This window comes from Citricoccus parietis, from assembly GCF_042433045.1.
GTDB lineage: Bacteria > Actinomycetota > Actinomycetes > Actinomycetales > Micrococcaceae > Citricoccus > Citricoccus parietis.
In genome coordinates, this window is the sequence record NZ_JBHLWH010000014.1 from 241,888 (window position 1) to 264,366 (window position 22,479).

The window sequence follows — 22,479 nt, forward strand, 5'->3', positions numbered from 1 at the left end:
CGGTGATGGTGATCGACCAGGCCGTGCCGGCGGGCGTGGGGTGACGTTGGCGGAAGCGGACGGGAATCGAACCCGCCAGACCGAGATACTCGGTCTCACCGGTTTTGAAGACCGGGGTGACCACCAGGACACAGACGCTTCCGTCCCTGAAACTACCAGCAGATCCATAGCGGGCCCGGCAACGGGTCAGGCAGCGGGCTAGGGTGTGGCCATGGAGCCCAACGCGACCACTCGTGACGACATTTCCCAGATCCGGCTCACCCAGTACGGCCATGGCGGCGGCTGCGCGTGCAAGATCCCGCCGGGTGAGTTGGAAGAGGCCGTCCGCGGGCTCGGCGGCCAGACGAATCCGGGCGTCATCGTGGGCCTGGACGACGGTGACGATGCCGCCGCCGTGCTGGTCCGGGACGGACTGGCCGTCCTGTCCACCGCGGACTTCTTCACCCCCATGGTGGATGACGCCTACGACTGGGGCCGGATCGCTGCCGCCAACGCCCTTTCGGACATCTACGCGATGGGCGGCATCCCCGTGGTCGCGATCAACCTCGTGGGCTGGCCCCGGGGCGTGCTGCCGATGGAGGTCCTGACCGAGGTGCTCCGCGGGGGTCTCGACGTGGCCCGGCTCGCCGGCACCCCCGTCATCGGCGGCCACACCATCGACAACCCTGAACCGATCTACGGCATGGCCGTGACCGGTACTGCCCATCCGGACCGGCTGCTGCGCAACGACGCCGCGCAGCCCGGGCTGCCGATCACCCTGACCAAACCGATCGGCGTCGGACTGTTGAACAACCGGGTGAAGCAGACCGGCGAGCCCTCCCCGGCCGCCATCGAGTCGATGACCTCCCTGAACAAGGACGCCGCCGAGGCCGCCCTCGCCGCGGGCCGCACCGCCGCCACGGACGTCACCGGCTTCGGGCTGCTCGGACACCTGCACAAGATGGCCCGGGCCTCCGGCGTCGGCGCCGTGATCGACCGTGCCGCCGTGCCCCTGATCGAGGGGGCCGCCGAGGCGCTGCGGGACGGCTACGTCTCGGGCGGCACGCGCCGCAACCTGGACTGGGTGCGGCCGCATGTCTCAGCCGGGGCCGGCATCACCGAGGACGACCTGCTGCTCCTGGCCGATGCGCAGACCTCGGGCGGACTGCTCGTGGTCGGTGAGGTGCCGGGCTACCCGGTCATCGGGGAGACGGTGAGCGGGTCCGGGATCGCCGTACGCTGACCGAGTCGGTCATCTCCTCCAGTTCCCGGCCCTTGGTCTCCGTCACGAACCTCCACACGAAGACGAAGGACAGCGCCGCCATCGCCGCATAGAGGCCGTAGGCCAGGCTCAGGCCGACGTCGGCCAGCATCGGGAACGTGGTGGACACCGCGAAGTTGGCCGCCCACTGGGCTGCCGCAGCCACTGCCAGGGCACCGGCGCGGATCCGGTTGGGGAACATCTCCCCCAGCAGGACCCACACGAGGGGGCCCCAGGTGGCGCCGAAGAACACCACGAACGCATTGGCCGCCACCAGGGCCACGGTCGCCCAGGGTCCGCCGAGCTCGGCGCTGGTGGTGCCGTCCGGAGCCGTGGTGGTGGTCGCGAACGAGAACGCCACGGCCATCAGGGCGAGGGAGACCGCCATGCCCAGGGAACCCACGAGCAGCATGGGCCGCCGGCCGACCTTGTCCACCAACAGGATCGCGATGATGGTCACCACGATGTTCGTCACCGAGGTGATCACCGTGACGGTCAGGGCATCGGATTCCTCGAACCCGACGGAACGCCAGAGCGTGGTGGAGTAGTAGAAGATCACGTTGATGCCGACGAACTGCTGGAACACTGAGAGGGCGATGCCGACCCACACGATCGGCTTCAGACCCATCAACGATCCGGCCAGGTCACGCAGGGACTCCCGCTTCTCGGAGTCCAGGGTGTTCTTGATCTCCTCGATCTTCAGGTTGACCTGCTCCACCCCGGTGAAGTCATAGAGCACCTGGGCGGCCTGGTCCAGCTTCCCCCGACCCACCAGGAACCGCGGCGACTCGGGCAACCGGAAGGCGAAGATCCCGTAGAGGACCGCGGGGACGGCCTCGGCCATGAACATCCAACGCCAGGCCTCCAGCCCCCACCAGAACGGTTCGGCGGCACCCCCGGCCAGGTTGGCGAACATCGCGTCGGAGAGCAGTGCCACGAAGATGCCGGTGACGATGGCCAGCTGCTGGAGGGAGCCCAGGCGGCCGCGGACCCCGGCGGGGCTGACCTCGGCGATGTAGGCCGGGGCGATCACCGACGCCGCTCCGACGCCCAGACCGCCGATCACGCGCCAGACGATCAGGTCCCAGACGCCGAAGGCCAGGCCGGAGCCGATGGCGGACACCAGGAACAGGACCGAAGCCAGCAGCATCACCGGCACGCGGCCGAACCGGTTGGCCACGGGTCCGGCGAACCAGGCGCCCACGGCGCAGCCGATCAGGGCCGAGGACACGGCGAAACCGGTCAGACCCGCCCCGAGCGAGAACTGTTCGGACAGGGCATCGACGGCGCCGTTGATGACCGAGGTGTCGAAACCGAACAGGAAACCGCCCAGCGCAGCGGCGATGCAGATGCCGATGACGCGGGCGTTGAGCCTGCTGGTGGGGTCTTTGGTGACCATGGGATTCCTTGCGGTGACGAGGACAGATGGTGTGATGTGCAACACCGTACGCCTTGCCCCCGGTGATTCGAAGGGACGGCCGCTAACGGACGGTCGTGATCGAGTCGTCCGTGATGCCGGCCCGACGGCGGGCGGCCAGGCGCCGCTTCTGCGGCTCGACGGTGTACCTCGGGTCCTGGGCGGAGTCCTTGCCGGCGTAGAACACCCCGAAGCGGGTGAACGCGGAAGCCGTCACCAGGGCGGCGCCGGACACCGCAGCGACCACGCGGTTGCGGCCGCCCAGCAGGGTGCCGATGCCGCCGGCGATCGCCAGCCGTTCACTCCACTTCATCAGCATCCCGGGGCGGCCGGTCTCCAGCGGTTCCACCGCGACCGGGTCCATCCGGGCCTCCATGTAGCGGGTGGCGACCACATCCGCCACCACGCCGAGCACCGCGAGAGCCCGGGCGGGCGCGGTCTGGCGCACCGGCGTCGTGATCATCGCCATCCCGGAGGCGGCGATGGAGGCGGAACTGACGAACACGAACGGCAGGTCCTCCTTCGCGTCGTTCCAGGTGGGCATGGCGGTGTCTGAGAGCAACACCGCGGTGTACCCGGCCAGCGGGGCCCCCAGCAGTGCGGCCAGTCCGCCGGCCGGCGCCTCGACGGCCCGCAGCATCCCGCGCAGCGGTCCCAGGGGCAGCTTCTCCCCCAGCATCCGGTCCACGTCCGCCGCCGCGGCCACGCCGGCACCGGTGCTGAAGCCGGCCAGCACCCAGGAGCCCAGGCTCATCGGCGAGGACAGCTTCACGGTGCGCATCATGTTGTAGAACCGCTCCGGGCGTCCGAGGTCCGCCACCAGGGCCACGGCGCCGACGCCGGCCGCGGCCAGCGCGGTGATACGCGTGTTCCGGCGCAGCACGTCGCGGCCGGTCAGCTGGGCACCGAAGGCCAGCAGGGAGGATCCCCCGGCGATGCCGCCGCACACGAGATAGGCGGCGACGCGCTCGTCCCACGGCGGGGCCTTGACGATGGGACGGCCGTAGTAGGAGTCGGATGCGGTGTTGCTGAACTGCGGTTCGGGCACCATGGCCATCTCGCGGCCGCCGTCCGAGGTGGACGGGGCCAGGCCACTGCGGTGCCGGCGGTTGCCCTGTTCCCGGCCGTCTTCCCGGCCGTCCGTCTTCTCGCGCCCGTCCGGGCGGTCCCTGCGCCGGCGCCGGCGGGGTTCCTCGGGCGGGCGGTAGCTGTCGAACTCGGAGGTGGTCACCGGCGACCTCCACCGAGGAACGCCAGTCCCGCGGCGGCGACCATGCCGGCCATGGCGATCCCGGCGCGGGCGTACATCCGGGGCAGATCCCGGGTGGGGACCCGGGGGTCCGGTGGCAGGCCGTAGACCTCGGGCTCATCCAGCAACAGGAACACGGACCCGGTGCCACCGACCCCGTCCTTCGGGTTCGCGCCGTAGAGGCGGGCCTCGGTGCGGCCTTGCGCGTGGAGCTGGGCCACCCGCTCCTGCGCGGAGGCGACCATGTCCTCCCGTTCGCCATACCGGATGGAGGTGGTGGGGCAGGCCTGAGCACAGGCGGGCGTCTGCCCGTCCGTCATGCGGTCGTAGCAGAGCGTGCACTTCTGCGCGATGCCGGCGTTCCTGTTCTTCTTCGGCTTGTCTGCCTTGTCTGCCTTTGACGGCTTCTCAGCGTGCACACCCGGCGCCGGCGACCGGTCCGTCTTGGGCTGGGCGATGCCGTCCTTACGGCGCTCGATCACGCCGAACGGGCAACCGGCCACGCACGTGCCGCAGCCGTTGCAGACATCGTCCTGGACCACCACGGTGCCGTGCTCGGTACGGAACAGCGCACCGGTGGGGCACACGTCCAGGCAACCGGCGTTGGTGCAGTGCTTGCAGACATCCGAGGACATCAGCCAACGGAACTCGGGAGTGTCCGGCGGGGTGATGTCCACGGCCGAGGAATCAACCGCCGAGCCGAGGGAGGACAGCACGTCCAGACCGCCCATATCGGGTCCGGCCTGCAGACCGCCGACCAGGCTGGCGTCGATCGGGCCGTCCAACGGACCCGAGCGGGCACCGGTGCGGGTGCTGGGACGGATGGCGCCGGCGTCGTCCGCTCCCCCGGCCACGCTTCCGGGCGCCCGCCGGAGGGTGGGCATGCCCAGGCTGACCAGCGCGCGTCCGGATTCGCGGGCCTCTTCCACGCGCTGCCGGTCCTGCTCCACGAACGCCACGTGGCGCCAGGTGTCCGCCCCGAGGCCCTCGGAGTTGTCGAAGGAGGAGTTGGAGAGCGTGTAGTCCGAGTCGACCGGGTTGCGGTTCCACTCCTTGCAGGCCACCTCGCACGCCTTGCAGCCGATGCAGATGGAGGTGTCCGTGAAGAAGCCCTTGCGCGGGTGCGGGTGCTCGTAGTGGGCGTCCGCCGTGGGGTTGCCCTCCACCGCCGCATCCGGCCCCTGGGTCAGCTGCACCATCTAGTCCTCCCTTCCTATGCGTGGTTCTGTGGCCGGGGGTTGGTGGCTGGGTTGCTGTCCGGGTTGTTGGCTCGGTTGCTGCCTGCCCAGCTGGCCCGGATGCCGGCCGAGCGGACCCGGTGGATCGTGCGGCACCACCGGCCCGTCCGCGGGCGGGTGCGGCCGTGCGCTCGTCATCTCCGGCGGTGCCATCGGGTCCGCCGCCGGACCGGCGTCCTCACCGGATCCCGTCACGCCCTCGTTGCCGCTGTCAACCGTCAGGCCCGCCCGCCGCTGGTAGCCGGTGACCAAGTCCAACAGGTCGGTACCGCGGGGCCGACGGCCCGGGATGATGTCACAGGCACCCACCTTGGAACCCTGGATGAGCACGTTCGGATCCAAGGTCACACCGATCAGGTCGTTGGCGGAATCCCCGCTGACCACGGCGTTGCCGCCCACTCCCCAGTGGTAGGGCAAGCCGATCTGGTGGACGGTCTGCCCGTCCGCCCCGCCGATCCTCAGCGGCCGCATGCGTTCGGTGACGAGCACCTTCGCCTCGATGGCCGCCCGCGGCGAGACGATGGTCGCCCAGCCGTAGGGCTCCAGCCCGCGCTCGGCCGCCAGCTCCGGTGAGACCTCGCAGAACATCTCGGGCTGCAGCTCGGACAGGTACGGCAGCCAGCGGCTCATGCCGCCGGCCGTGTGGTGCTCGGTCAGCCGGTAGGTGGTGAAGAGGAACGGATACACGTCCGCACCGGGCATCCCCGCACTGGGCTTGCTGTAGTTGTCGGAACGCGGCACGGTCACCCGGGTGGGGTTGTGCTGCTGCGCGTACATCACGTTCGGGACCGGGGACTCCTGGGCCTCGTAGTGCGTGGGCAAGGGCCCGTCCACCATGCCCTTCGGGGCGAACAGCCAGCCCTTGCCGTCGGCCTGCATGATGAACGCGTCGTCCCCGGCCAGTGCCGCAGGACCGCCGGCCTCCGGGTCCGGCATCGTGCCGGGGGCCAGGGTGACCGGGAAGTCGGGCACGTCATTGCCGACCCAGCGGCCCTGTTCCTCGTCCCACCAGACGAGCTTCTTGCGCTCACTCCACGGCTTGCCCTCGGGGTCCGCAGAGGCGCGGTTGTAGAGGATGCGGCGGTTGGCCGGCCAGGCCCAGCCCCACTCCTTGCCGGCCGGTCCGTCCGCCACACCGGTCTCCCGGTCCGCGGCGTGGTTGATGCCGTCCGCGTAGACGCCCGTGTAGATCCAGCAGCCGCCCTCGGTGGAGCCGTCCGCCTTCATCTCATTGAACGTGGACAGGTGCTTGCCGGCGTCGGGACCGGTCAGGTGCCGTCCGTTGATCTCCTGCAACACGGCATCCCCATCCGGTTCGCCGTGTTCGTCCACCGGGTAGTCCCAGGTCAGGTCCAGCAGGGCGCGGTCTCGCGGATCAGTGGAGCCGGCCAGGCGGGCCCGGATGCGCTGGCCGACCTCGTAGAAGAACTGCAGCTCGCTCTGCGCGTCCCCCGGTGGCTGCACCGCCTGGTGACGCCACTGCACCAGCCGCTGGGTCTGGGTGAAGGTGCCGGCCTTCTCCACATGGTTCGCCGCAGGGAAGAAGAACACCTCGGTCTCGATGTCCTCGGTGCGCAGCTCACCGGTCTCGATCTCCGGCCCGTCCTTCCACCAGGTGGCGGACTCGATCAGCTGGAAGTCGCGGACCACGAGCCACTTCAGGTTCGCCATGCCCATCCGCTGCATGCGGCCGTTGGCGGAACCCACTGCGGGGTTCTGTCCGAGGATGAAATAGCCCTCGACCTCCCCGGCCATCATGCCCTCGACCGTCTGGTAGGTCCCGTGTGGCCCGGTCAGCCGCGGCAGGTAGCCGTAGCCCCAGTCGTTCTCCTCGGTGGCGGCGTCTCCCCACCAGGCCTTGAGCAGGCTGATGGTGTAGGCGTCCGCATTGGCCCAGTAGCCCTTCTGCTTCTTCGAGGCGATCCCGTCCAGGTAGGTGGTCAGGTCCTCCTTCTCCACGGTCGGCATCGGGAGGTAGCCGGGCAGCAGGTTGAAGAGGGTGGGGATATCCGTGGAGCCCTGGATCGAGGCGTGACCGCGCAGGGCCATGATGCCGCCGCCCGGACGGCCCATGTTGCCCAGCAGCAACTGCAGGATCGTGGCGGTGCGGATGTACTGGGCGCCGACCGTGTGCTGGGTCCAGCCGACGGCATAGGCGAAGCACGTGGTCCTCTCCCGCCCGGAGTTCTCCGTGACGGTCCGGGCCAGCAATTCGAAGTCCTCGATGGAGATGCCGCAGACGTCCCGCACCATCTCCGGGGTGTACCGCGAGTAGTGCCGCTTGAGGATCTGGAACACCGAACGCGGGTGCTGCAGCGTCTCGTCCCGCCGCGGCTTGCTCACGTCCAGCTCAGGCCCGCCCATGCCGTACTGGTCTCCGGCGGCCTCAGTGGTCTCCTCGGCGCCGTCCTGCTCGGCCGGGCCGTCGCCGTCGTTCACTGCGGCTGTTGTGGCTCCTGAGTCGCTTGGATCTCCGGGGTTTCCCAAGTGCGCGGAGCGATCGGGCTCATAGGACCAGCTGGACATGTCATAGCCGCCGGTCTCCGGGTCGAAGCCGGAGAACAGGCCGTCCAGGTCCTCGGTGTCCCGGAAGTCCTCATTGATGACGGACGCGGCGTTCGTGTACGCGACCACGTAGTCCTTGAACCACTTCTCGTGCTGGATCACGTAGTTGATCAGCGCGCCCAGCAGGACGATGTCCGAGCCGGCCCGGATCGGGACGTGCTTGTCCGCCACGGCCGAGGTCCGGGAAAACCGGGGATCGACGTGGATGACCTTGGCGCCGCGGGCCTTCGCCTCGGTCACCCATTGGAAGCCCACGGGGTGGGCTTCGGCCATGTTCGAGCCCTGGATGATGATGCAGTCAGCGTTGGCCATGTCCTGCAGCGTTTGGGTGGCGCCGCCGCGCCCGAAGGAGGTCCCCAGACCGGGGACCGTGGCGGAGTGTCAAATACGGGCCTGGTTCTCGATCTGGATCGCTCCGGCCGCGGTGAAGAGCTTCTTGATCAGGTAGTTCTCTTCGTTGTCCAGAGTGGCCCCACCGAGGGAGGCGATGCCCATGGTGCGCCCGAGATGACGTCCGTGTTCGTCCACGTCCTGCCATTTGTTGCGGCGTGACTCGAGGAACCGGTCGACCACCATCTCCGTGGCCGTCTCCAGGTCCATCTCCTGCCAGTCCTTGGCGCGCGGGGCGCGGTACAGGACCGTCGTCTGGCGGGTGTCCGAGTTGACGAGCTGCTCACTGGCCGAGCCCTTGGGGCACAATCGGCCGCGGGAGATCGGCGATTCCGGGTCTCCCTCGATCTGGACGACCTTCTCGTCCGAGACGAAGACCTTCTGTCCGCAACCGACGGCGCAGTAGGGACACACGCTCTGGACGGCGTGATCCGCCGTGGTGGTGCGCGGGGTGATCTCCGTGGTCTTCCTGGACACCACGGAAGAACTGCGGCCCAGGGGGTCGCCGCCCAGGAATTGCCGGAGCACCGGCCATCCCATTGGAGTCTTCCGTGACATGCGCCCCACCCTAGTCGATGTCAGGCCCCACGTCAGGAGCCGCCCCTCTTTCCTTTCAGTCGTTTCGACCCTAAGATGTGACGGAGCTTAAAGTCTGATTGACCAGAAGGGGTGTCACGATGGAGCAGGAGCCGGATCCTCCGGTATCGCGGGGACCTCAGGGATCGGGATCGCGGGGATCCCAGGGGTCGGGGCCGCAGGGAGCGGCCCCCGCGATCGCCGTGTCCACCGTCATCTTCGCGCTCCGGCCGGAAGGCGATGCCGCTGGTTCCACACCGTCACTGTGGACACCGTTCGTGCTGCGCACGCGTGAACCGCATCTGGACCGCTGGGCCCTGCCCGGGGGGTGGCTTCCGGGAGACGAGGAACTGGAATCGGCGGCCGCCCGCACCCTGGGCGAGACGACGGGGCTGCATCCCAGCTACCTGGAGCAGCTCTACACCTTCGGCGGGGTGGACCGCTCGCCCACCGGCCGCGTGGTGACCGTGGTCTACTCCGCCCTGGTCCGCACGGACGAGGTGGAACAGGCCGCCCCCGGGGAGAACGTCCGGTGGTTCCGCGCCGACCGGCTGCCCCGGCTCGCGTTCGACCACAACGCGATCGTCGACTACGCCCTGGAGCGCCTGCGCACCAAGGTCGAGTATGCGCACATCGCCCACTCCTTCCTCGGCGAGACCTTCACCCTCTCCCAGCTCCGGTCCGTCCACGAGGCCGTGCTCGGACAGGAGCTCGACGCCGCGAACTTCCGCCGCTCCATGGCCGCCTCCCCCGACATCGTGGCCACCGGTGAGCTGATGGCCGGCACCCCGCACCGGCCACCCAAGCTCTACCGCTACCGCAACCAGACGCACGCCACCCGGCACCGTGACGCCCAACCCGAGAATCCCACCGCAGAAAGGGTCCGACCATGACGGCCCATCCCACCACCATCCCCCAGTACTCCCCCGCGGACGCGCCTCCCTCAGTCGGGGCTCCGATCGACGCCTCCGTGGACCGGACCCTGAAGCTCATCGCCGCCGGCTCGGCCAGCGGGTCCTCCTGTGCGCCCGCCTTGGACTCCGCACCCTGGATGCTCGACGCCGGCCCCGCCGGAGCGCTGCCCGAGCCCGGCTACGGCCCCGGGGCCTCGCAGGACGATCCCCTGCCGGGAGCGGCCCCCCGCCAGGGCGAGTTGCCGGCCTCCTACCGGGACGCCACCGAGGAGGAACTGCACGAGCGCATCCGCGCGGCCAAGGACGAGCTCGGCGACCGCGTGGTGGTGCTGGGCCACTTCTACCAGCGCGACGAAGTGGTCGCCCATGCCGATTTCGTGGGCGACTCCTTCCAGTTGGCCAAGGCCGCCCGCACCCGCCCTGAGGCCGAGGCGATCGTCTTCTGCGGCGTGCACTTCATGGCCGAGACCGCCGACCTGCTCTCCACGCCCGAACAGTCTGTGATCCTGCCCAACCTCGCCGCGGGCTGCTCCATGGCGGACATGGCCGACCTCGATTCCGTCACGGACTGCTGGGAGCAGCTCGAGGAGATCTACGGAACCGCGCCGGACGCTGATGGCAGGGCGCCGGTCATCCCGGTGACCTACATGAACTCCTCCGCGGCACTCAAGGGCTTCGTAGGCCGTCATGGCGGGATCGTCTGCACGTCCTCGAACGCGGCACAGGTGCTGGAGTGGGCCTTCGAGCGCGGCCAGCGCGTGCTGTTCTTCCCGGACCAGCACCTCGGCCGCAACACCGCGAAGGCGATGGGCATCCCCCTGGAGCAGATGCCCCTGTGGAATCCGCGCAAGCCACTGGGCGGCAGCACCGAGGACGAGCTGATGCAGGCCACCGTGCTGCTGTGGCACGGCTTCTGCTCGGTCCACAAGCGCTTCACCGTCGCCCAGATCGAGAAGGCCCGTGCCGACTTCCCGGGCGTCCACGTGATGGTGCACCCCGAGTGCCCCATGCCCGTAGTGGACGCCGCTGATTCCTCCGGGTCCACGGACTTCATCGTCAAGGCCATCGAGGCGGCTCCGGCCGGTTCCACCTTCGCCATCGGCACGGAGATCAACCTGGTCCAGCGGCTCGCCGCACAGTACCCGCAGCACACGATCTTCTGCCTGGACCCGGTGATCTGCCCGTGCTCCACCATGTACCGCATCCATCCCGGCTACCTGGCCTGGGCACTGGAATCACTCCTGGACGGCGAGGTCGTCAACCAGATCACCGTGTCCGAGGACGTGGCCGAACCGGCACGCCTCGCCCTGGAACGGATGCTGTCCGTGGTTCCGGCCGGGGCGGCCCGATGACGGACCTCCGGCACATCGACGCCCTCGTGACCGCAGCCCTCGACGAGGATGCCCCCTGGGGTGACCTGACGTCCGAGGCCCTCATCCCGGCGGAGGCCTTGCTCGATGCCCGGCTGGTGGCCCGCGAGCCGGGGGTGTTCAGCGGATCCGAGGTGTTCGCCGCGGCCTTCCGGCTCGTCGACCCCCAGATCCGGGTCCACCTGCTGGCCGCCGACGGCGAGCGATTCGAGTCCGGTGCCGTCCTGGCCGAGGTCTCCGGTCCGGCACGCGGCATCCTCCAGGCAGAACGGATCGGACTGAACTTCGTCCAGCGCATGTCCGGCATCGCCACTCAGACCGCCCGCTTCGTGGCCGCCGCAGCCGGCACCGGCGCGCGGATCGTGGACACCCGCAAGACCACCCCCGGGCTGCGTCTGCTGGAACGTCAGGCCGTGCGCGACGGCGGCGGGCGCAACCATCGCACGACGCTCTCCGACGCGGTCATGGTCAAGGACAATCACCTGGCGGCTGTGCTCGGGGCCGGGCTGTCCGTCACCGAGGCGCTGGTGCAGATGCGGGCCCGTCTTCCGCACACCACCCATGTGGAGGTCGAGGTGGATCGCCTGGACCAGATCCCGGCCGTCCTCGCGGCCGGGGTGGACACCGTGATGCTGGACAACTTCACCCTCGACGAATTGCGTCAGGGCGTGGCCCTGATCCGTGGCGCTGCCCTCGTGGAGGCCAGCGGCGGGGTGGACCTGGATTCCGTGGCCGGGATCGCGGCCACCGGGGTAGATGTCATCTCGGTCGGCGCACTGACACACTCGGTCCGATCCCTGGACCTGGGACTGGACGTCGCCTCGAGAGACGCCGCGGTGGACGCCGCAGTGGATGCCTCGGTGGCTGCTTCGGTGGCTGCTTCGGTGGACCCCGCGACCGCCGAGGCCCGCCTCCCCAATGAGGCCGCGCCCGAGCCGGCCACCGCACCATGATCTATGCAGACCATGCCGCCACCACGCCGGTGCGACGCGAGGCGTTGGAGGCCATGTGGCCGTATCTGACGGGTCAGTTCGGCAACCCCTCGAGCCATCACACGGTGGGTGAGGCGGCAGCCGCAGGCCTGGAGGCGGCCCGGGCCTCCATCGCCCAGGTCCTGGGGGTCCGGGCCGGTGATCTGGTCTTCACCGGCGGCGGGACGGAGGCGGACAACCTGGCCGTCAAGGGGATCGCCCTCGGACGCCCCCGCGGTCGTCACCTCATCACCAGTCCGCTCGAACACGAAGCGGTCCTGGCCTCCGCCGACCACCTCGCCCGCCTCCACGGCTTCGAGGTCGAGTTCCTCACGCCCGATCGGGACGGCCTGGTGTCCGCCGACGAACTGGCCGGACTGATCCGACCGGACACCACCCTGGTGTCCGTGCAGTACGCCAACAACGAGATCGGTACCGTCCAGCCACTGGCCGACCTGGCGCAGGTGACACGGGCGGCCGGGGTGCCCTTCCACACCGACGCCGTCCAGGCCGCCGGGTGGCTGTCCCTGAACGTGGCTGCGCTCGGCGTCGATGCCCTCAGCCTGTCCGGGCACAAGCTCGGCGCCCCCAAGGGCATCGGCCTGCTCTGGGTCCGCGGGCGGTTCACCCTGGAGCCGGTGCTGCACGGCGGTGGCCAGGAACGGGGCCGGCGCAGCGGCACGGAGAACGTGCCCGGAGCCGTGGCCCTGGCCACTGCCCTCACCGCAGCCGAGGCCGAACGCGAGGCGGCCGCCGCACGGCTGACCGAACTCCGCACCAGGTTCACGTCCATTGTGCTCGGCCAGGTACCCGGCGCCCAGCTCACCGGGCCTGCGGAACGGCGCCTACCGGCGTCGGCGTCCTTCGTCTTCGACGGGACCGGCGGCGAAGCCGTCCTGCTGGAACTGGAACGCCGGGGCATCCTCTGCTCCTCGGGTTCAGCCTGCGCGGCCGGTTCGGACGAACCCTCCCACGTCCTGACGGCCCTGGGCCTAGCGGACGATCTCGCCCGGACCGCCGTGCGGTTCACCTTCGGGCCCGAGACCACGGAGGCCGAAGCCGAGGGGGCCGCCCGGGCGGTGGTGGAGTCCGTGGCGGCCATCCGTCAGGCCTTTCCGGCCGGGATGAGCCTCCCGTAGCGTGTGGCGCACCACGGGCCACCCCGGCTCGGGAGCGATGAACGGAGAACACCATGGCCAACAACGTGTACAACGTGACCGAGCTCGTCGGCACCTCCCCCGACGGCATCGACGCCGCCGTCACCAATGCCGTCACGGAGGCCGGCAAGACCCTGCGGAACCTCGACTGGTTCGAGGTCCAGTCGGTGCGCGGTCACCTCGCGGACGGCAACGTCGCCGACTGGCAGGTCACCGTCAAGATCGGTTTCCGTCACGAGGGCTGACGCCGAGGACCCCACCAGGAAAGGCCGTGCTGTGAAGGCTGTACAGGCGTGCGTTGCCGGTCCGACGACAAACGCTCCCGTCGCGGCCAGGGGCGTGCCTGACTAGAGTCGTACCTCGGCCAGGAGCCCTGCCTCCAGGGCAACCCACACGGTACCGTCCGCGGCCACAGCCAGCCCGTGCGGTTCGCTTCCCGGCGTCGACAAGTCGATCAGGATCATCGCGCCGTCCTGAGCGATGTGTCCGAGCTGGGTGGAGCCCCAGAGGGTGAACCAGCAACCGCCCGCTGGGTCCGATTCAACGGCGTGGGGCTTGCTGGAGCGGTCTGGCAACGGGAACTCCGTGATGGTCCCCTGCCGGTCCATGCGGCCCATCTGGCCCGCGATGATCTCCGCGAACCACACGGCACCGTCCCTCGCCACCGTGATGCCCACGGGACCGGCAGCGTCAGTGGGCAGGTTAAAGGTCTCGACGGCATCGCCGCCGGCCGGGAGCCGACCGATGGCATTGCCCTGGTTGAGGGTGAACACGATGTCGTCCCCGGACGACGCGATCATCGATGGCATCCCGCCGGCAGGTCCCGACGGGATCTCGGTGACGGTGCCGTCGGGATGAAGGTGACCGATCGAGTCGGCCTGCATCTCGGTGAACCAGACATCCCCCGTGATGGTGACTGCGACGCCGAACGGGCCGGCGTCGGGCGTGGGCACGGAGACCGCCCTCCGGACACCCTCCGGACCGATCTGTACGAGGCGGCCGCCCGCGGTGTCCGTCACCCAGACAGAGTCGTTGGAGGCCGTGGCGCAGAAGGCCGGTCGAGACGCCTCCCCCAGTGGGATCCTGCTGATGGCGCCGTCCACCGTGCGCCGCAGGACGGCGTGCCCGGATATCAGGGTGATCCAGACTGCACCATCGCCGGTCACCGCAACGTCGTAGGGCGCGTCCCCGGTACCGGTGATGCGGTGTTCGACGATGGTCGGTGACCGGGCCATCCGTTGGGACCGTTCAGTCATGGTCCGGTGTGGCCGTGACGCCCAGCTTGGCGGCATGCTCGCTGATGATGCGCGCCAGGTCGATGTCCCGGCTGGTGATGCCGCCGACGTCGTGGCTGGACAGCGTCACGGCCACCTCGGGATAGGTGAGGGTCAGGTCCGGATGGTGGTCGGCCTCCTCCGCGGAGGCCCCGATGCGGTTCACGAAGTCCAGGCCGGTGGTGAATCTCTTGGTGGCGAACCTCGCCGTCAGGGTCTCCTCCACCTGGTGCCAGCCGGTGAGGCCGGCGTCGGAGATCTCGGACGGGGTCAGCTTCTGCTTCGGATCACTCATGAACCCATCCTGCCGCCGGCCCAGCTTGAGATCCACCTCTGGCCGGTCATCGGCCGGAGCACTGGCGGCAGCAGCAGCGGCAGCGGTAGCGGCAGCCTGAGCGTCTCCGTGGCCGCCGCACCGGGAGAGTGCCTTACCGTAGTGGAATGCTCCAACGCCTCACCGCCCGTGCATTCTGGACGTTCAGCCGCTGGAAGCTGGTCTCTGAGCCCGCGCCGGACCGACCCACCATACTCATCGGCGCGCCGCACACCTCCAACTGGGACTTCGCGTTCATGCTCGCCATCACCTGGCAGCTGGGCATCGAGGTGCGCTGGCTCGGGAAGAAGAGCCTGTTTCACGGATGGCGCGGCCCGATCATGCGCACCCTCGGCGGCATCGCCGTCGACCGCGCAGACCCGGGCCGCGTGGTCTCCGATGTGGTTGAGAAAGTGCAGTCAGGCGAGGTCTTCGGCCTGGTGGTCACCCCCGACGGGACCCGCGGGGCGCACGCCTACTGGAAGTCCGGTTTCTACCGCATCGCCCTCGAGACGGGCATGCCGGTGACCCTCGGCTTCGTGGATCGCACCACGAAGACCACCGGCCTGGGCCCGACCTTGGAGCTGACCGGGAACATCGGCACCGATATGGACCGCATCCGCGCCTTCTACGCGGACAAGACGGGCTTCCATCCCGAGTTGCGTGTGGAACCGCGGCTGCGCGAGGAAGACGAGTCCGCCTGACCACCCGGACGCGGTCCTGCCGGTCTTCTCTCCTCGACTCTCCCCGACGTGGCAGCGCCCACGGCCTCAATCCGGCACACTCGTGGTGTGGATGATCTGCATGTGCCTCCGGGCCCTGGCGCGCCCCGCGGCCTCACCGTGCCGGCGGGAGAGCTGCTCGAGCTGTTCTCCCATGCCTCCGGGCCCGGCGGTCAGGGCGTCAACACCACCGACTCCCGAGTGCAGCTCAGCCTGGACCTGGCCACGACCACGGCCCTGAGCGACGTCCAGCGCGAACGTGCCCTCGAGCGGCTCGCCGGGAAGCTCACGGGCAGCGTCCTCACCATCAGCGCGGCGGAACACCGTTCTCAGCGGCGCAACCGCACAGCAGCACGGCAACGTCTCGCGGCCCTGCTCCGTGAGGCACTGATCCCGGAGATCACACGAAAGCCGACCCGGCCCACCCGAGGCTCACAGCGGCGCCGGATCGAGGCCAAACGTCAGCGCGCCGAGACCAAGCGCCACCGCAGACGTCCTGACCGCGATTGAGCCGGGGCGGCGCTCAGGACGCCTGCGACGTGGCTCGGTCAGGGCGAGGGCGAAGGGCCTTTCCGGCCAGAGCCATGGACGCGGGCCAGGCGAACATCGTCAGGATGAAGGCAATCGGCCACGCGATGATGAATTGACGTGGCCACAGGGTCAGCCATTCCATGGACGGACCACCGGAGAAGATCATGCCCAGAAGACCAGACATCGTTGCGGCCATGATGAAAGTCATGAAGACCTGGGAGAGGAAAACGTGCTTCTTGCTCATTGTTGGTACCTAGTCCGGGAGGACGGCACTTCCGATGACCATGCTGGATGACCCGAGCCGGGGAACCGAGAGAGCGCCGCCATCCCTGTGTTGAGGGAGAGGGCGCCACGGGTTCGCTCCGAGTGGGGCGACTGCATCTCGGAGGATCCGAGGGCCGGAATAACCACACCAGCCAGCATCTTTTAGGCTCATCAAATATAGCGCACCCTCTGGAGAGGTGGACCCGATGACCATGCCACTCGATCTGGATTACCCCTTCACCGGCAGATGGCTGGTGCAGAACAGCCCGGCGAACCGGGTGCCCAGTCACGGCACCCCGCTGTTCGGCCTCTCCCACGCGATCGATTTCATTCCGGTGGACGACGCCGGCCGGTCAGCTCCGTACACGCTCACCTCGTTCCTGCGTCCGGAACCGGCGGCGGCCTTCCCGGGGTTCGGCCGTCCCCTGACGGCCCCGGTCGACGGCGTCGTGGTCGGCGTGCACGGCACCGAGCCGGACCACCGGTCCCACCGGGGCCTTCCCTCGGTCGGGTACGCAGTGACCCAGCGGCGGCGGCTGGCGGCCGGATGGTGGGGGTTGAGCGGCAACCATGTGCTCATCGAGACCCGTGGAGCCGATGGCCGCACGGCCGTCGTCGTTCTCTGCCATCTCCAGCAGGGCAGTCCCGTGGTCAGGCCGGGACAGTCCGTCCACCAGGGAGAGGCGATCGGACGGTGCGGGAATTCCGGGAACAGCACCGAGCCGCACGTGCACGTCCACGCCGTGGACGGGCGGGACGTCAGCCGGGCCAGTGTCGTGCCGATCTCGTTCCGGGGCGGCCTCCCGCGCAACGGTGAGATCGTGGACGCTGGTTGATTGCAGCCGCAGGTACGGGTTCTAGCGTGGCGGTCAGAGTTCGGTGACCCGGCCGGCGTCCACGTTCCACCGTCGGTCGGTCCGGACCGTGGAGAGCATCCTCCGGTCGTGCGTGACCAGCAAGAGCGCCCCATCGTAGGACTCGAGGGCCTGTTCGAGCTGCTCGATGGCCTCCAGGTCCAGGTGGTTCGTCGGCTCGTCCAGGACTAGCAGGTTGACCCCGCGCGCCTGGAGCAGGGCCAATCCGGCACGCGTGCGCTCCCCCGGTGAGAGTTCGTCCGCCGGACGGTTCACATGCTCAGCCCGCAGCCCGAACTTGGCCAGGAGCGTTCGCACCTCCGCGGCAGACTGGTCCGGGACAAGTGCCTCGAAGGTGGCCGCGAGCGGCAGGGATCCCGCCAGCAGGGAACGGGCCTGGTCGACCTCCCCGATCCGCACACTCGCCCCCAAGCTCGCGGAGCCTTCCTCCGGTAACTGGTGGCCGAGCAGTCCTCGCAGCAGCGTGGACTTCCCGGCGCCATTCGGCCCGGTGATGCCGATGCGCTCCCCCGCATTCACCTGAAGCGAGACCGGTCCGAGCGTGAAGGTCCCCTGCCTGAACACCGCCGCACTGAGCGTGGCCACCACGGAGCTCGATCGGGGCGCCGCACCGATGGTGAACTCGAGCCTCCACTCTTTGCGCGGTTCCGCGACCTCCTCGAGCCGCGCGATCCGGCCCTCCATCTGCCGCACCTTCTGGGCCTGCTTCTCACTGGATTCGGTGGAGGCCTTGCGCCGGATCTTGTCGTTGTCCGGTGCCTTGCGCATGGCGTTGCGCACGCCCTGACTCGACCACTCCCGTTGGGTCCTGGCCCGTGAGACGAGGTCGGCCTTCTGGCCGGCGAACTCCTCGTACTGCTCCCGCAGGTGCCGGCGGATGGTCGCGCGCTCCTCCAGGTAGGAGTCGTAGCCGCCGCCGTACACGCGGTTCGAGTTCTGCGCCAGATCGAGTTCGAGCACCCTGGTCACGCTACGGGCCAGGAACTCGCGGTCGTGACTGACCAGGACCACGCCGCCGCGGAGGCCGCGTACGAAGGCTTCGAGCCGTTCCAGTCCATCCAGATCCAGGTCGTTGGTGGGCTCGTCCAGCAGCACGATGTCGAAACGGGACAGCAACAGGGCGGCCAGGCCGACGCGGGCCGCCTGCCCGCCGGAGAGGGAGGTCATCAGTGCCTGCTCGGCCGGGGCATCACCGAGGTCGAATCCGAGCTCCGCCAGCACCATCGGAAGCCGCTCGTCCAGGTCGGCAGCGCCGCTGGCCAGCCAGCGATCCAGCGCCGATGAGTACGCATCACCAGCCGCCTCGGCATCCGCCGGGTCCGCGAGGCCCTCGGCCGCCGCGTCCATCTCCCGGGTCGCCTCGGCGCAACCGGTGCGGCGGGCGATGTAGTCGGCCACAGTCTCGCCGACCACCCGTTCATGTTCCTGGGGCAGCCACCCGACGAACGCGTCAACGGGAGCCAGGGACACCGTTCCCGCTTGCGGCTGATGGACACCGGCGAGCAGTTTCAGCAACGTCGACTTTCCGGCCCCGTTCGCGCCCACCACCCCGACCACGTCGCCGGGGGCGACGGTCAGGTCCAGCGAGTCGAAGAGCGTGCGGTGGCCATAGCCGCCGGCCAAGCTCGTGGCCACCAGTGTTGCGGTCATTCGTGACTCCTTTGTGGGGCGGCTGCCGAGCGGCCGGGAAGGCAACGCCACCTCCAGTCTCCACCACGTGCTGTGGTCGACGTTCAGTCCTGAACGCGGATGACGATCTTGCCCTGGGCCTCACGCTCGCGGCTGAGGCGGTAGGCCTCGGGCAGCTGCTCCAGGGGCAGGGTCCGGTCGATGTCCACCGTGAGATCCCCGGTCTGCACCAGGCTCAACAGGTCGGCCAGGCCGGACCCGTCGGGCCGGACCCACAGCCACCGCCCGCCGTGCTCCAGGACGGCCGGATCGGTGATCGAGACGTGCCGGCCGCCGTCGTTCAAGACCGCCAGGGTGCTCTCCAGCACTCCGCCGGCGAAGTCAGCGACGGCGTCCACGCCGTTCGGGACGGCGTCTCGCACGCGATCGACCAGCCCGTCGCCGTAGTCGAGCGGAGTGACCCCGATGCGGCGCAATTTCTCGAAGTTCTCGGGTGAGCAGGTGCCCAGCACCGTCGCGCCGGTGCGGACGGCCAGCTGGGAGGCGAGGTAACCGACGCCACCGGAGGCCGCGTGGACCAGGACGGTGTCCTGATCCGTGACCTCCAGAGCGCTGATGGCACGACGGGCCGTCAAACCGGTGAGGGGCAGCGCGCCAGCCACATCGTCCGGGACGCCCTCCGGGATCCTGGCGGCGAACTCGACGGGGATCGTCACGTACTCCGCACTGGTCCCGCCCTCGTTGACCATCTTGCGGGCATACGCGGCCACGCGGTCCCCGACGGCGAACTCGGGGGTGTCCGGACCGACCTTCTCCACGGTCCCTGCCACGTCCCACCCGGGAATGGCCGGAAACCTCGTCTCCAGCATCTCGTCCAAGCCGCCGGACATGACCTTCCAGTCCACCGGATTCACCGAGGAGCGGGTCACACGCACCAAGATCTGGCTCGGGCCGACCTTGGGCTCGGGGCGCTCGGTCAGTTCCAGGACGTTCTCGTCACCGTACTTCGCATAGGTCATTGCTTTCATGCCCGGTGCAACAGACCCGGGCCGCGGGTGTATTCCGGAACCCACCACGAGTCACGGCTATGTTCTCCGCTCGTACCCGTCGCGGATCTTCTGTTCCGGCAAGGCATGCCCGCCCCTGCGCACGCATTCGATGACGCGTTGCACAGTGAGTTCGATAACGCCAAACGTTGAACCGGAGCTCCACCACCTCCCGGCACGGAGCAACCTCTTGCGCGGCCAGTGTCAGCCCTCAGCAGCAGGCGCCTCAACAACGTCTTCCACAATCCTGACTTTCGGTGCATCGCCCTCGACAGACGAGCTCAGGTACAGGGTTGGCTCGTCCAGTCTCGAGTATCGACCCGCCGATCTTGATCCCGCGAGCGCGAACTCACGGAACTCAGGATCAATCGCACGGTGGAAGACCCCTCGAACGGCGCGCATCGTCATGCAAGTGCGCCGTTCACGCAACCTTCAGGGGCGTAATGGCCGCGATCTGCTCGGCGGCACGATCCTCGGCGAGGTCCAATTCATACCGTGTCTGGAGATTGAGCCAGAACTGCGCCGAGACGCCGAAGTAGCGTTCGAGACGCAACGCTGTGTCCGCAGAGATCCCCCGCTTGCCATGCACGATTTCGTTGATTCGCCGCGGTGGCACGCCAATCGAAACAGCGAGTTTGTTCTGGGTGATCCCGAATCCCTCAATGAAGTCCTCCATGAGGACCTCACCGGGGTGAATCGGAGGAGTCTTGTCAGTGGTAGTCAACGATCTCCACCTCCTCTGGTCCAGCGTCAGTCCATACGAAACTGATCCGCCACTGGTCATTGATCCTGATGCTGTGTTGCCCGGCACGATCGCCTTTCAGCGCTTCGTGCCGGTTTCCTGGCGGGAGCCGGATATCGTTCAGCGATTCAGCGGATCCCACCTGACGCAGCTTCCGCAACGCCGTCGAGTGGATCCGAGGATCGATCGAAGGCACGCGATCACGACGCCACAGCCGTTCAGTGTCTTTGTACCCGAATCACCTGATCACACGGCCAGCATATAACGGAGCCCGTCAATAACGCTAGACGTTAAATCGAAACTCCACCACATCGCCGTCCTGCATGACGTACTCCTTGCCCTCCATGCGCACCTTGCCGGCACCCTTGGCGTCCGCCATGGAACCGGCGGCCACCAGGTCGTCGAAGGAGACGATCTCGGCCTTGATGAAGCCGCGTTCGAAGTCGGTGTGGATCACGCCGGCGGCCTTCGGGGCGGTGTCGCCCTTGCGGATGGTCCAGGCGCGGGCCTCCTTGGGGCCGGCGGTGAGGTAGGTCTGCAGGCCGAGGGTGTGGAAGCCGGTGCGGGCGAGCTGGTCCAGGCCGGACTCCTCCTGCCCGTTCATCTCCAGCATCTCGCGGGCCTCCTCCTCGTCCAGCTCCACGAGGTCGGACTCGAGCTTGGCATCGAGGAACACGGCATCGGCCGGCGCCACCAAGTCGCGCAGTTCCTGCTGCTTCGCAGCGTCACCCAGCACGCCGTCGTCGGCGTTGAAGACGTAGATGAACGGCTTGGCCGTCAGCAGGCTGACCTCCCGGAGGCGGTCCATGTCCAACTTCTCCGACTCGATCGCCGAGTAGATGGTATCCCCGCGCTCGAGCACGGTCTGGGCGGCCCGCAGGGCGTCCAGCTCGGCAGCCTCGCGCTTCTTGCCCTTGACTTCCTTCTCGACGCGCGGAATCGCCTTCTCCAGGGTCTGCAGGTCCGCGAGGATCAGCTCGGTGTTGATGGTCTCCATGTCCGAGGCGGGGTTGATCTTCCCGTCCACGTGGATGACGTCCGGGTCGTCGAAGGCGCGGACAACCTGGGCGATCGCGTCGGACTCCCGGATGTTGGCCAGGAACTGGTTGCCGAGCCCCTCCCCCTCGGAGGCTCCCTTGACGATGCCGGCGATGTCCACGAAGGAGACCGTGGCCGGCAGGATCTTCTGCGAGCCGAAGATCCCCGCGAGGGTGTCCAGCCGTTCGTCCGGGAGATTCACCACCCCGACATTGGGTTCGATCGTGGCGAACGGGTAGTTCGCCGCGAGAACGGTCTGGCGGGTGAGTGCGTTGAAGAGGGTGGACTTGCCAACGTTGGGCAGGCCGACGATTCCGATAGAGAGAGCCACGGTTGTCCATGGTACCGGTGACCGATAGCGTCGAGAGCGTGACTGACCAACCAGAACAGACCACCAACCCATCCACCGACCCCGCAGGCGTTCCCGGCGCCCGGGTGAACGGAGAGAACGGGGACGGCGGCAACACCGCTGACCCGACGACGGACCCGAACCTGGTCGCCGCCGGAACCCCGCTGCCCGAGGGGCAGCCGCAGCCACCCTCCGAGCGCATCTCCCCCCTGGTCTTCCTCGCCATCGAGCAGGCGCTCGAGTTCGCCTCCGAAGGCTCCGACGCCGTAGCGCCGTTCCTGCTGGGCTACATCGACGAGGAGCAGAAGGGCATGTGGAAGCTGCCCGGTGCCGACGAGGACCAGATGCGGGCACAGGTCGCCCAGCTGGAGCCCCGCCCGGAGATGGCCGTCTCCGTGTTCGACGCCCGCCTCGAGGTCGAAGGCGAGCCCCACGACGCCTTCGTGCTCGAGGCCTTCGACAACGCCGAGAGCGTCTCCGCCACCGTCATCCAGCTGTACTCCCCCGCCGATGCCACCGGTGGGGCCGAGGCCGTCGGCGCCCCGCAGCTGTTCTCCAACGGAGAGAACATCCTGCGCGCCTGATCCCCCTGATGGTCGTCAGGGCGTG

General features: G+C 68.8%; 21 protein-coding genes, 1 tRNA gene and 1 pseudogene. 10 read left to right on the forward strand and 13 right to left on the reverse strand.

What is annotated here, in order from left to right; genetic code table 11:
* Positions 1 to 47: 47 nt before the first annotated feature.
* Positions 48 to 142: transfer RNA gene (locus ACFFIO_RS06085), tRNA-Sec, on the reverse strand.
* Between the two features lie 69 nt (positions 143 to 211).
* Here ACFFIO_RS06085 and selD point away from each other — a divergent pair.
* On the forward strand, positions 212 to 1,222 hold the full coding sequence (selD, locus tag ACFFIO_RS06090) for a selenide, water dikinase SelD (protein WP_378040694.1): 1,011 nt from the start codon (positions 212 to 214) through the stop codon (positions 1,220 to 1,222).
* On the opposite strand, the gene ACFFIO_RS06095 is transcribed toward selD, so the two are convergent.
* The 4 genes and pseudogenes from ACFFIO_RS06095 to fdh form a co-directional block, all read right to left on the reverse strand.
* Positions 1,179 to 2,639, reverse strand: coding sequence for a sugar porter family MFS transporter (locus ACFFIO_RS06095; RefSeq protein WP_378040695.1), 1,461 nt, complete (start codon positions 2,637 to 2,639; stop codon positions 1,179 to 1,181). The genes selD and ACFFIO_RS06095 overlap by 44 nt on opposite strands.
* 82 nt (positions 2,640 to 2,721) lie before the next feature.
* Positions 2,722 to 3,888, reverse strand: coding sequence for an NrfD/PsrC family molybdoenzyme membrane anchor subunit (gene nrfD, locus ACFFIO_RS06100; RefSeq protein WP_378040696.1), 1,167 nt, complete (start codon positions 3,886 to 3,888; stop codon positions 2,722 to 2,724).
* Complete coding sequence (locus ACFFIO_RS06105) at positions 3,885 to 5,105, reverse strand: 4Fe-4S dicluster domain-containing protein (protein ID WP_378040697.1); 1,221 nt, start codon at positions 5,103 to 5,105, stop codon at positions 3,885 to 3,887. Before ACFFIO_RS06105 ends, nrfD begins: the two co-directional genes overlap by 4 nt.
* A 141-nt stretch (positions 5,106 to 5,246) precedes the next feature.
* Positions 5,247 to 8,657, reverse strand: a pseudogene (gene fdh, locus ACFFIO_RS06110) (formate dehydrogenase); the annotation flags it as partial.
* Positions 8,658 to 8,878: 221 nt separating this feature from the next.
* On the opposite strand from fdh, the gene ACFFIO_RS06115 reads away from it, so the two are divergent.
* Genes ACFFIO_RS06115 through ACFFIO_RS06135 form a run of 5 tightly spaced genes read left to right on the forward strand, consistent with a single transcriptional unit; the run spans position 8,879 to position 13,332 of the window.
* A complete protein-coding gene (locus ACFFIO_RS06115) occupies positions 8,879 to 9,568 on the forward strand; it encodes an NUDIX hydrolase (RefSeq protein ID WP_378040698.1) in 690 nt (229 codons plus the stop codon).
* Positions 9,565 to 10,941, forward strand: coding sequence for a quinolinate synthase NadA (nadA, locus tag ACFFIO_RS06120; RefSeq protein ID WP_378040699.1), 1,377 nt, complete (start codon positions 9,565 to 9,567; stop codon positions 10,939 to 10,941). Before ACFFIO_RS06115 ends, nadA begins: the two co-directional genes overlap by 4 nt.
* Positions 10,938 to 11,912 (forward strand): carboxylating nicotinate-nucleotide diphosphorylase, encoded by a 975-nt coding sequence (gene nadC, locus ACFFIO_RS06125; protein WP_378040700.1) that lies wholly within the window; start codon positions 10,938 to 10,940, stop codon positions 11,910 to 11,912. Before nadA ends, nadC begins: the two co-directional genes overlap by 4 nt.
* Positions 11,909 to 13,069, forward strand: a complete 1,161-nt coding sequence (locus tag ACFFIO_RS06130; protein ID WP_378040702.1) for a cysteine desulfurase family protein — start codon at positions 11,909 to 11,911, stop codon at positions 13,067 to 13,069. Before nadC ends, ACFFIO_RS06130 begins: the two co-directional genes overlap by 4 nt.
* A 53-nt stretch (positions 13,070 to 13,122) precedes the next feature.
* Entirely contained in the window at positions 13,123 to 13,332 is a 210-nt protein-coding gene (locus tag ACFFIO_RS06135; RefSeq protein ID WP_378040703.1) for a dodecin, read from the forward strand.
* Between the two features lie 102 nt (positions 13,333 to 13,434).
* Here ACFFIO_RS06135 and ACFFIO_RS06140 read toward each other — a convergent pair whose 3' ends face one another.
* A complete protein-coding gene (locus tag ACFFIO_RS06140) occupies positions 13,435 to 14,343 on the reverse strand; it encodes a Vgb family protein (protein WP_378040704.1) in 909 nt (302 codons plus the stop codon).
* The gene (locus tag ACFFIO_RS06145; RefSeq protein ID WP_378040705.1) at positions 14,336 to 14,656 is read right to left on the reverse strand and encodes a 4a-hydroxytetrahydrobiopterin dehydratase; all 321 of its coding nucleotides are present in this window, start codon (positions 14,654 to 14,656) and stop codon (positions 14,336 to 14,338) included. The genes ACFFIO_RS06140 and ACFFIO_RS06145 overlap by 8 nt, the downstream gene beginning before the upstream one ends.
* A 146-nt stretch (positions 14,657 to 14,802) precedes the next feature.
* Between ACFFIO_RS06145 and ACFFIO_RS06150 the strand changes: the two genes are divergently transcribed.
* Both ACFFIO_RS06150 and arfB read left to right on the forward strand, forming a co-directional pair.
* Positions 14,803 to 15,378 carry a 1-acyl-sn-glycerol-3-phosphate acyltransferase gene (locus ACFFIO_RS06150; RefSeq protein ID WP_378040706.1) on the forward strand — a complete coding sequence of 192 codons (576 nt, stop codon included), beginning with the start codon at positions 14,803 to 14,805 and terminating at the stop codon, positions 15,376 to 15,378.
* Positions 15,379 to 15,465: 87 nt separating this feature from the next.
* Positions 15,466 to 15,906, forward strand: a complete 441-nt coding sequence (arfB, locus tag ACFFIO_RS06155) for an alternative ribosome rescue aminoacyl-tRNA hydrolase ArfB (RefSeq protein WP_378040707.1) — start codon at positions 15,466 to 15,468, stop codon at positions 15,904 to 15,906.
* A gap of 13 nt (positions 15,907 to 15,919) precedes the next feature.
* Here the strand turns inward: arfB and ACFFIO_RS06160 are convergent, their stop codons facing one another.
* Positions 15,920 to 16,171, reverse strand: coding sequence for a DUF2798 domain-containing protein (locus tag ACFFIO_RS06160; RefSeq protein WP_378040708.1), 252 nt, complete (start codon positions 16,169 to 16,171; stop codon positions 15,920 to 15,922).
* 226 nt (positions 16,172 to 16,397) lie between these two features.
* Between ACFFIO_RS06160 and ACFFIO_RS06165 the strand changes: the two genes are divergently transcribed.
* Positions 16,398 to 17,027 (forward strand): M23 family metallopeptidase, encoded by a 630-nt coding sequence (locus tag ACFFIO_RS06165; protein WP_378040709.1) that lies wholly within the window; start codon positions 16,398 to 16,400, stop codon positions 17,025 to 17,027.
* Between the two features lie 33 nt (positions 17,028 to 17,060).
* Here the strand turns inward: ACFFIO_RS06165 and ACFFIO_RS06170 are convergent, their stop codons facing one another.
* From ACFFIO_RS06170 to ychF, 5 genes are all read right to left on the reverse strand, one after another.
* Positions 17,061 to 18,716 (reverse strand): ABC-F family ATP-binding cassette domain-containing protein, encoded by a 1,656-nt coding sequence (locus ACFFIO_RS06170; RefSeq protein WP_378040710.1) that lies wholly within the window; start codon positions 18,714 to 18,716, stop codon positions 17,061 to 17,063.
* A gap of 83 nt (positions 18,717 to 18,799) precedes the next feature.
* Positions 18,800 to 19,714 (reverse strand): NADP-dependent oxidoreductase, encoded by a 915-nt coding sequence (locus ACFFIO_RS06175; RefSeq protein ID WP_378040711.1) that lies wholly within the window; start codon positions 19,712 to 19,714, stop codon positions 18,800 to 18,802.
* A gap of 448 nt (positions 19,715 to 20,162) precedes the next feature.
* Positions 20,163 to 20,465, reverse strand: a complete 303-nt coding sequence (locus ACFFIO_RS06180; protein ID WP_378040712.1) for a HigA family addiction module antitoxin — start codon at positions 20,463 to 20,465, stop codon at positions 20,163 to 20,165.
* Positions 20,452 to 20,697, reverse strand: a complete 246-nt coding sequence (locus tag ACFFIO_RS06185; protein ID WP_378040735.1) for a type II toxin-antitoxin system RelE/ParE family toxin — start codon at positions 20,695 to 20,697, stop codon at positions 20,452 to 20,454. Before ACFFIO_RS06185 ends, ACFFIO_RS06180 begins: the two co-directional genes overlap by 14 nt.
* A 69-nt stretch (positions 20,698 to 20,766) precedes the next feature.
* The gene (gene ychF / locus ACFFIO_RS06190; protein WP_378040713.1) at positions 20,767 to 21,852 is read right to left on the reverse strand and encodes a redox-regulated ATPase YchF; all 1,086 of its coding nucleotides are present in this window, start codon (positions 21,850 to 21,852) and stop codon (positions 20,767 to 20,769) included.
* Between the two features lie 38 nt (positions 21,853 to 21,890).
* Between ychF and ACFFIO_RS06195 the strand changes: the two genes are divergently transcribed.
* On the forward strand, positions 21,891 to 22,454 hold the full coding sequence (locus tag ACFFIO_RS06195) for a hypothetical protein (protein ID WP_378040714.1): 564 nt from the start codon (positions 21,891 to 21,893) through the stop codon (positions 22,452 to 22,454).
* Positions 22,455 to 22,479: the final 25 nt, after the last annotated feature.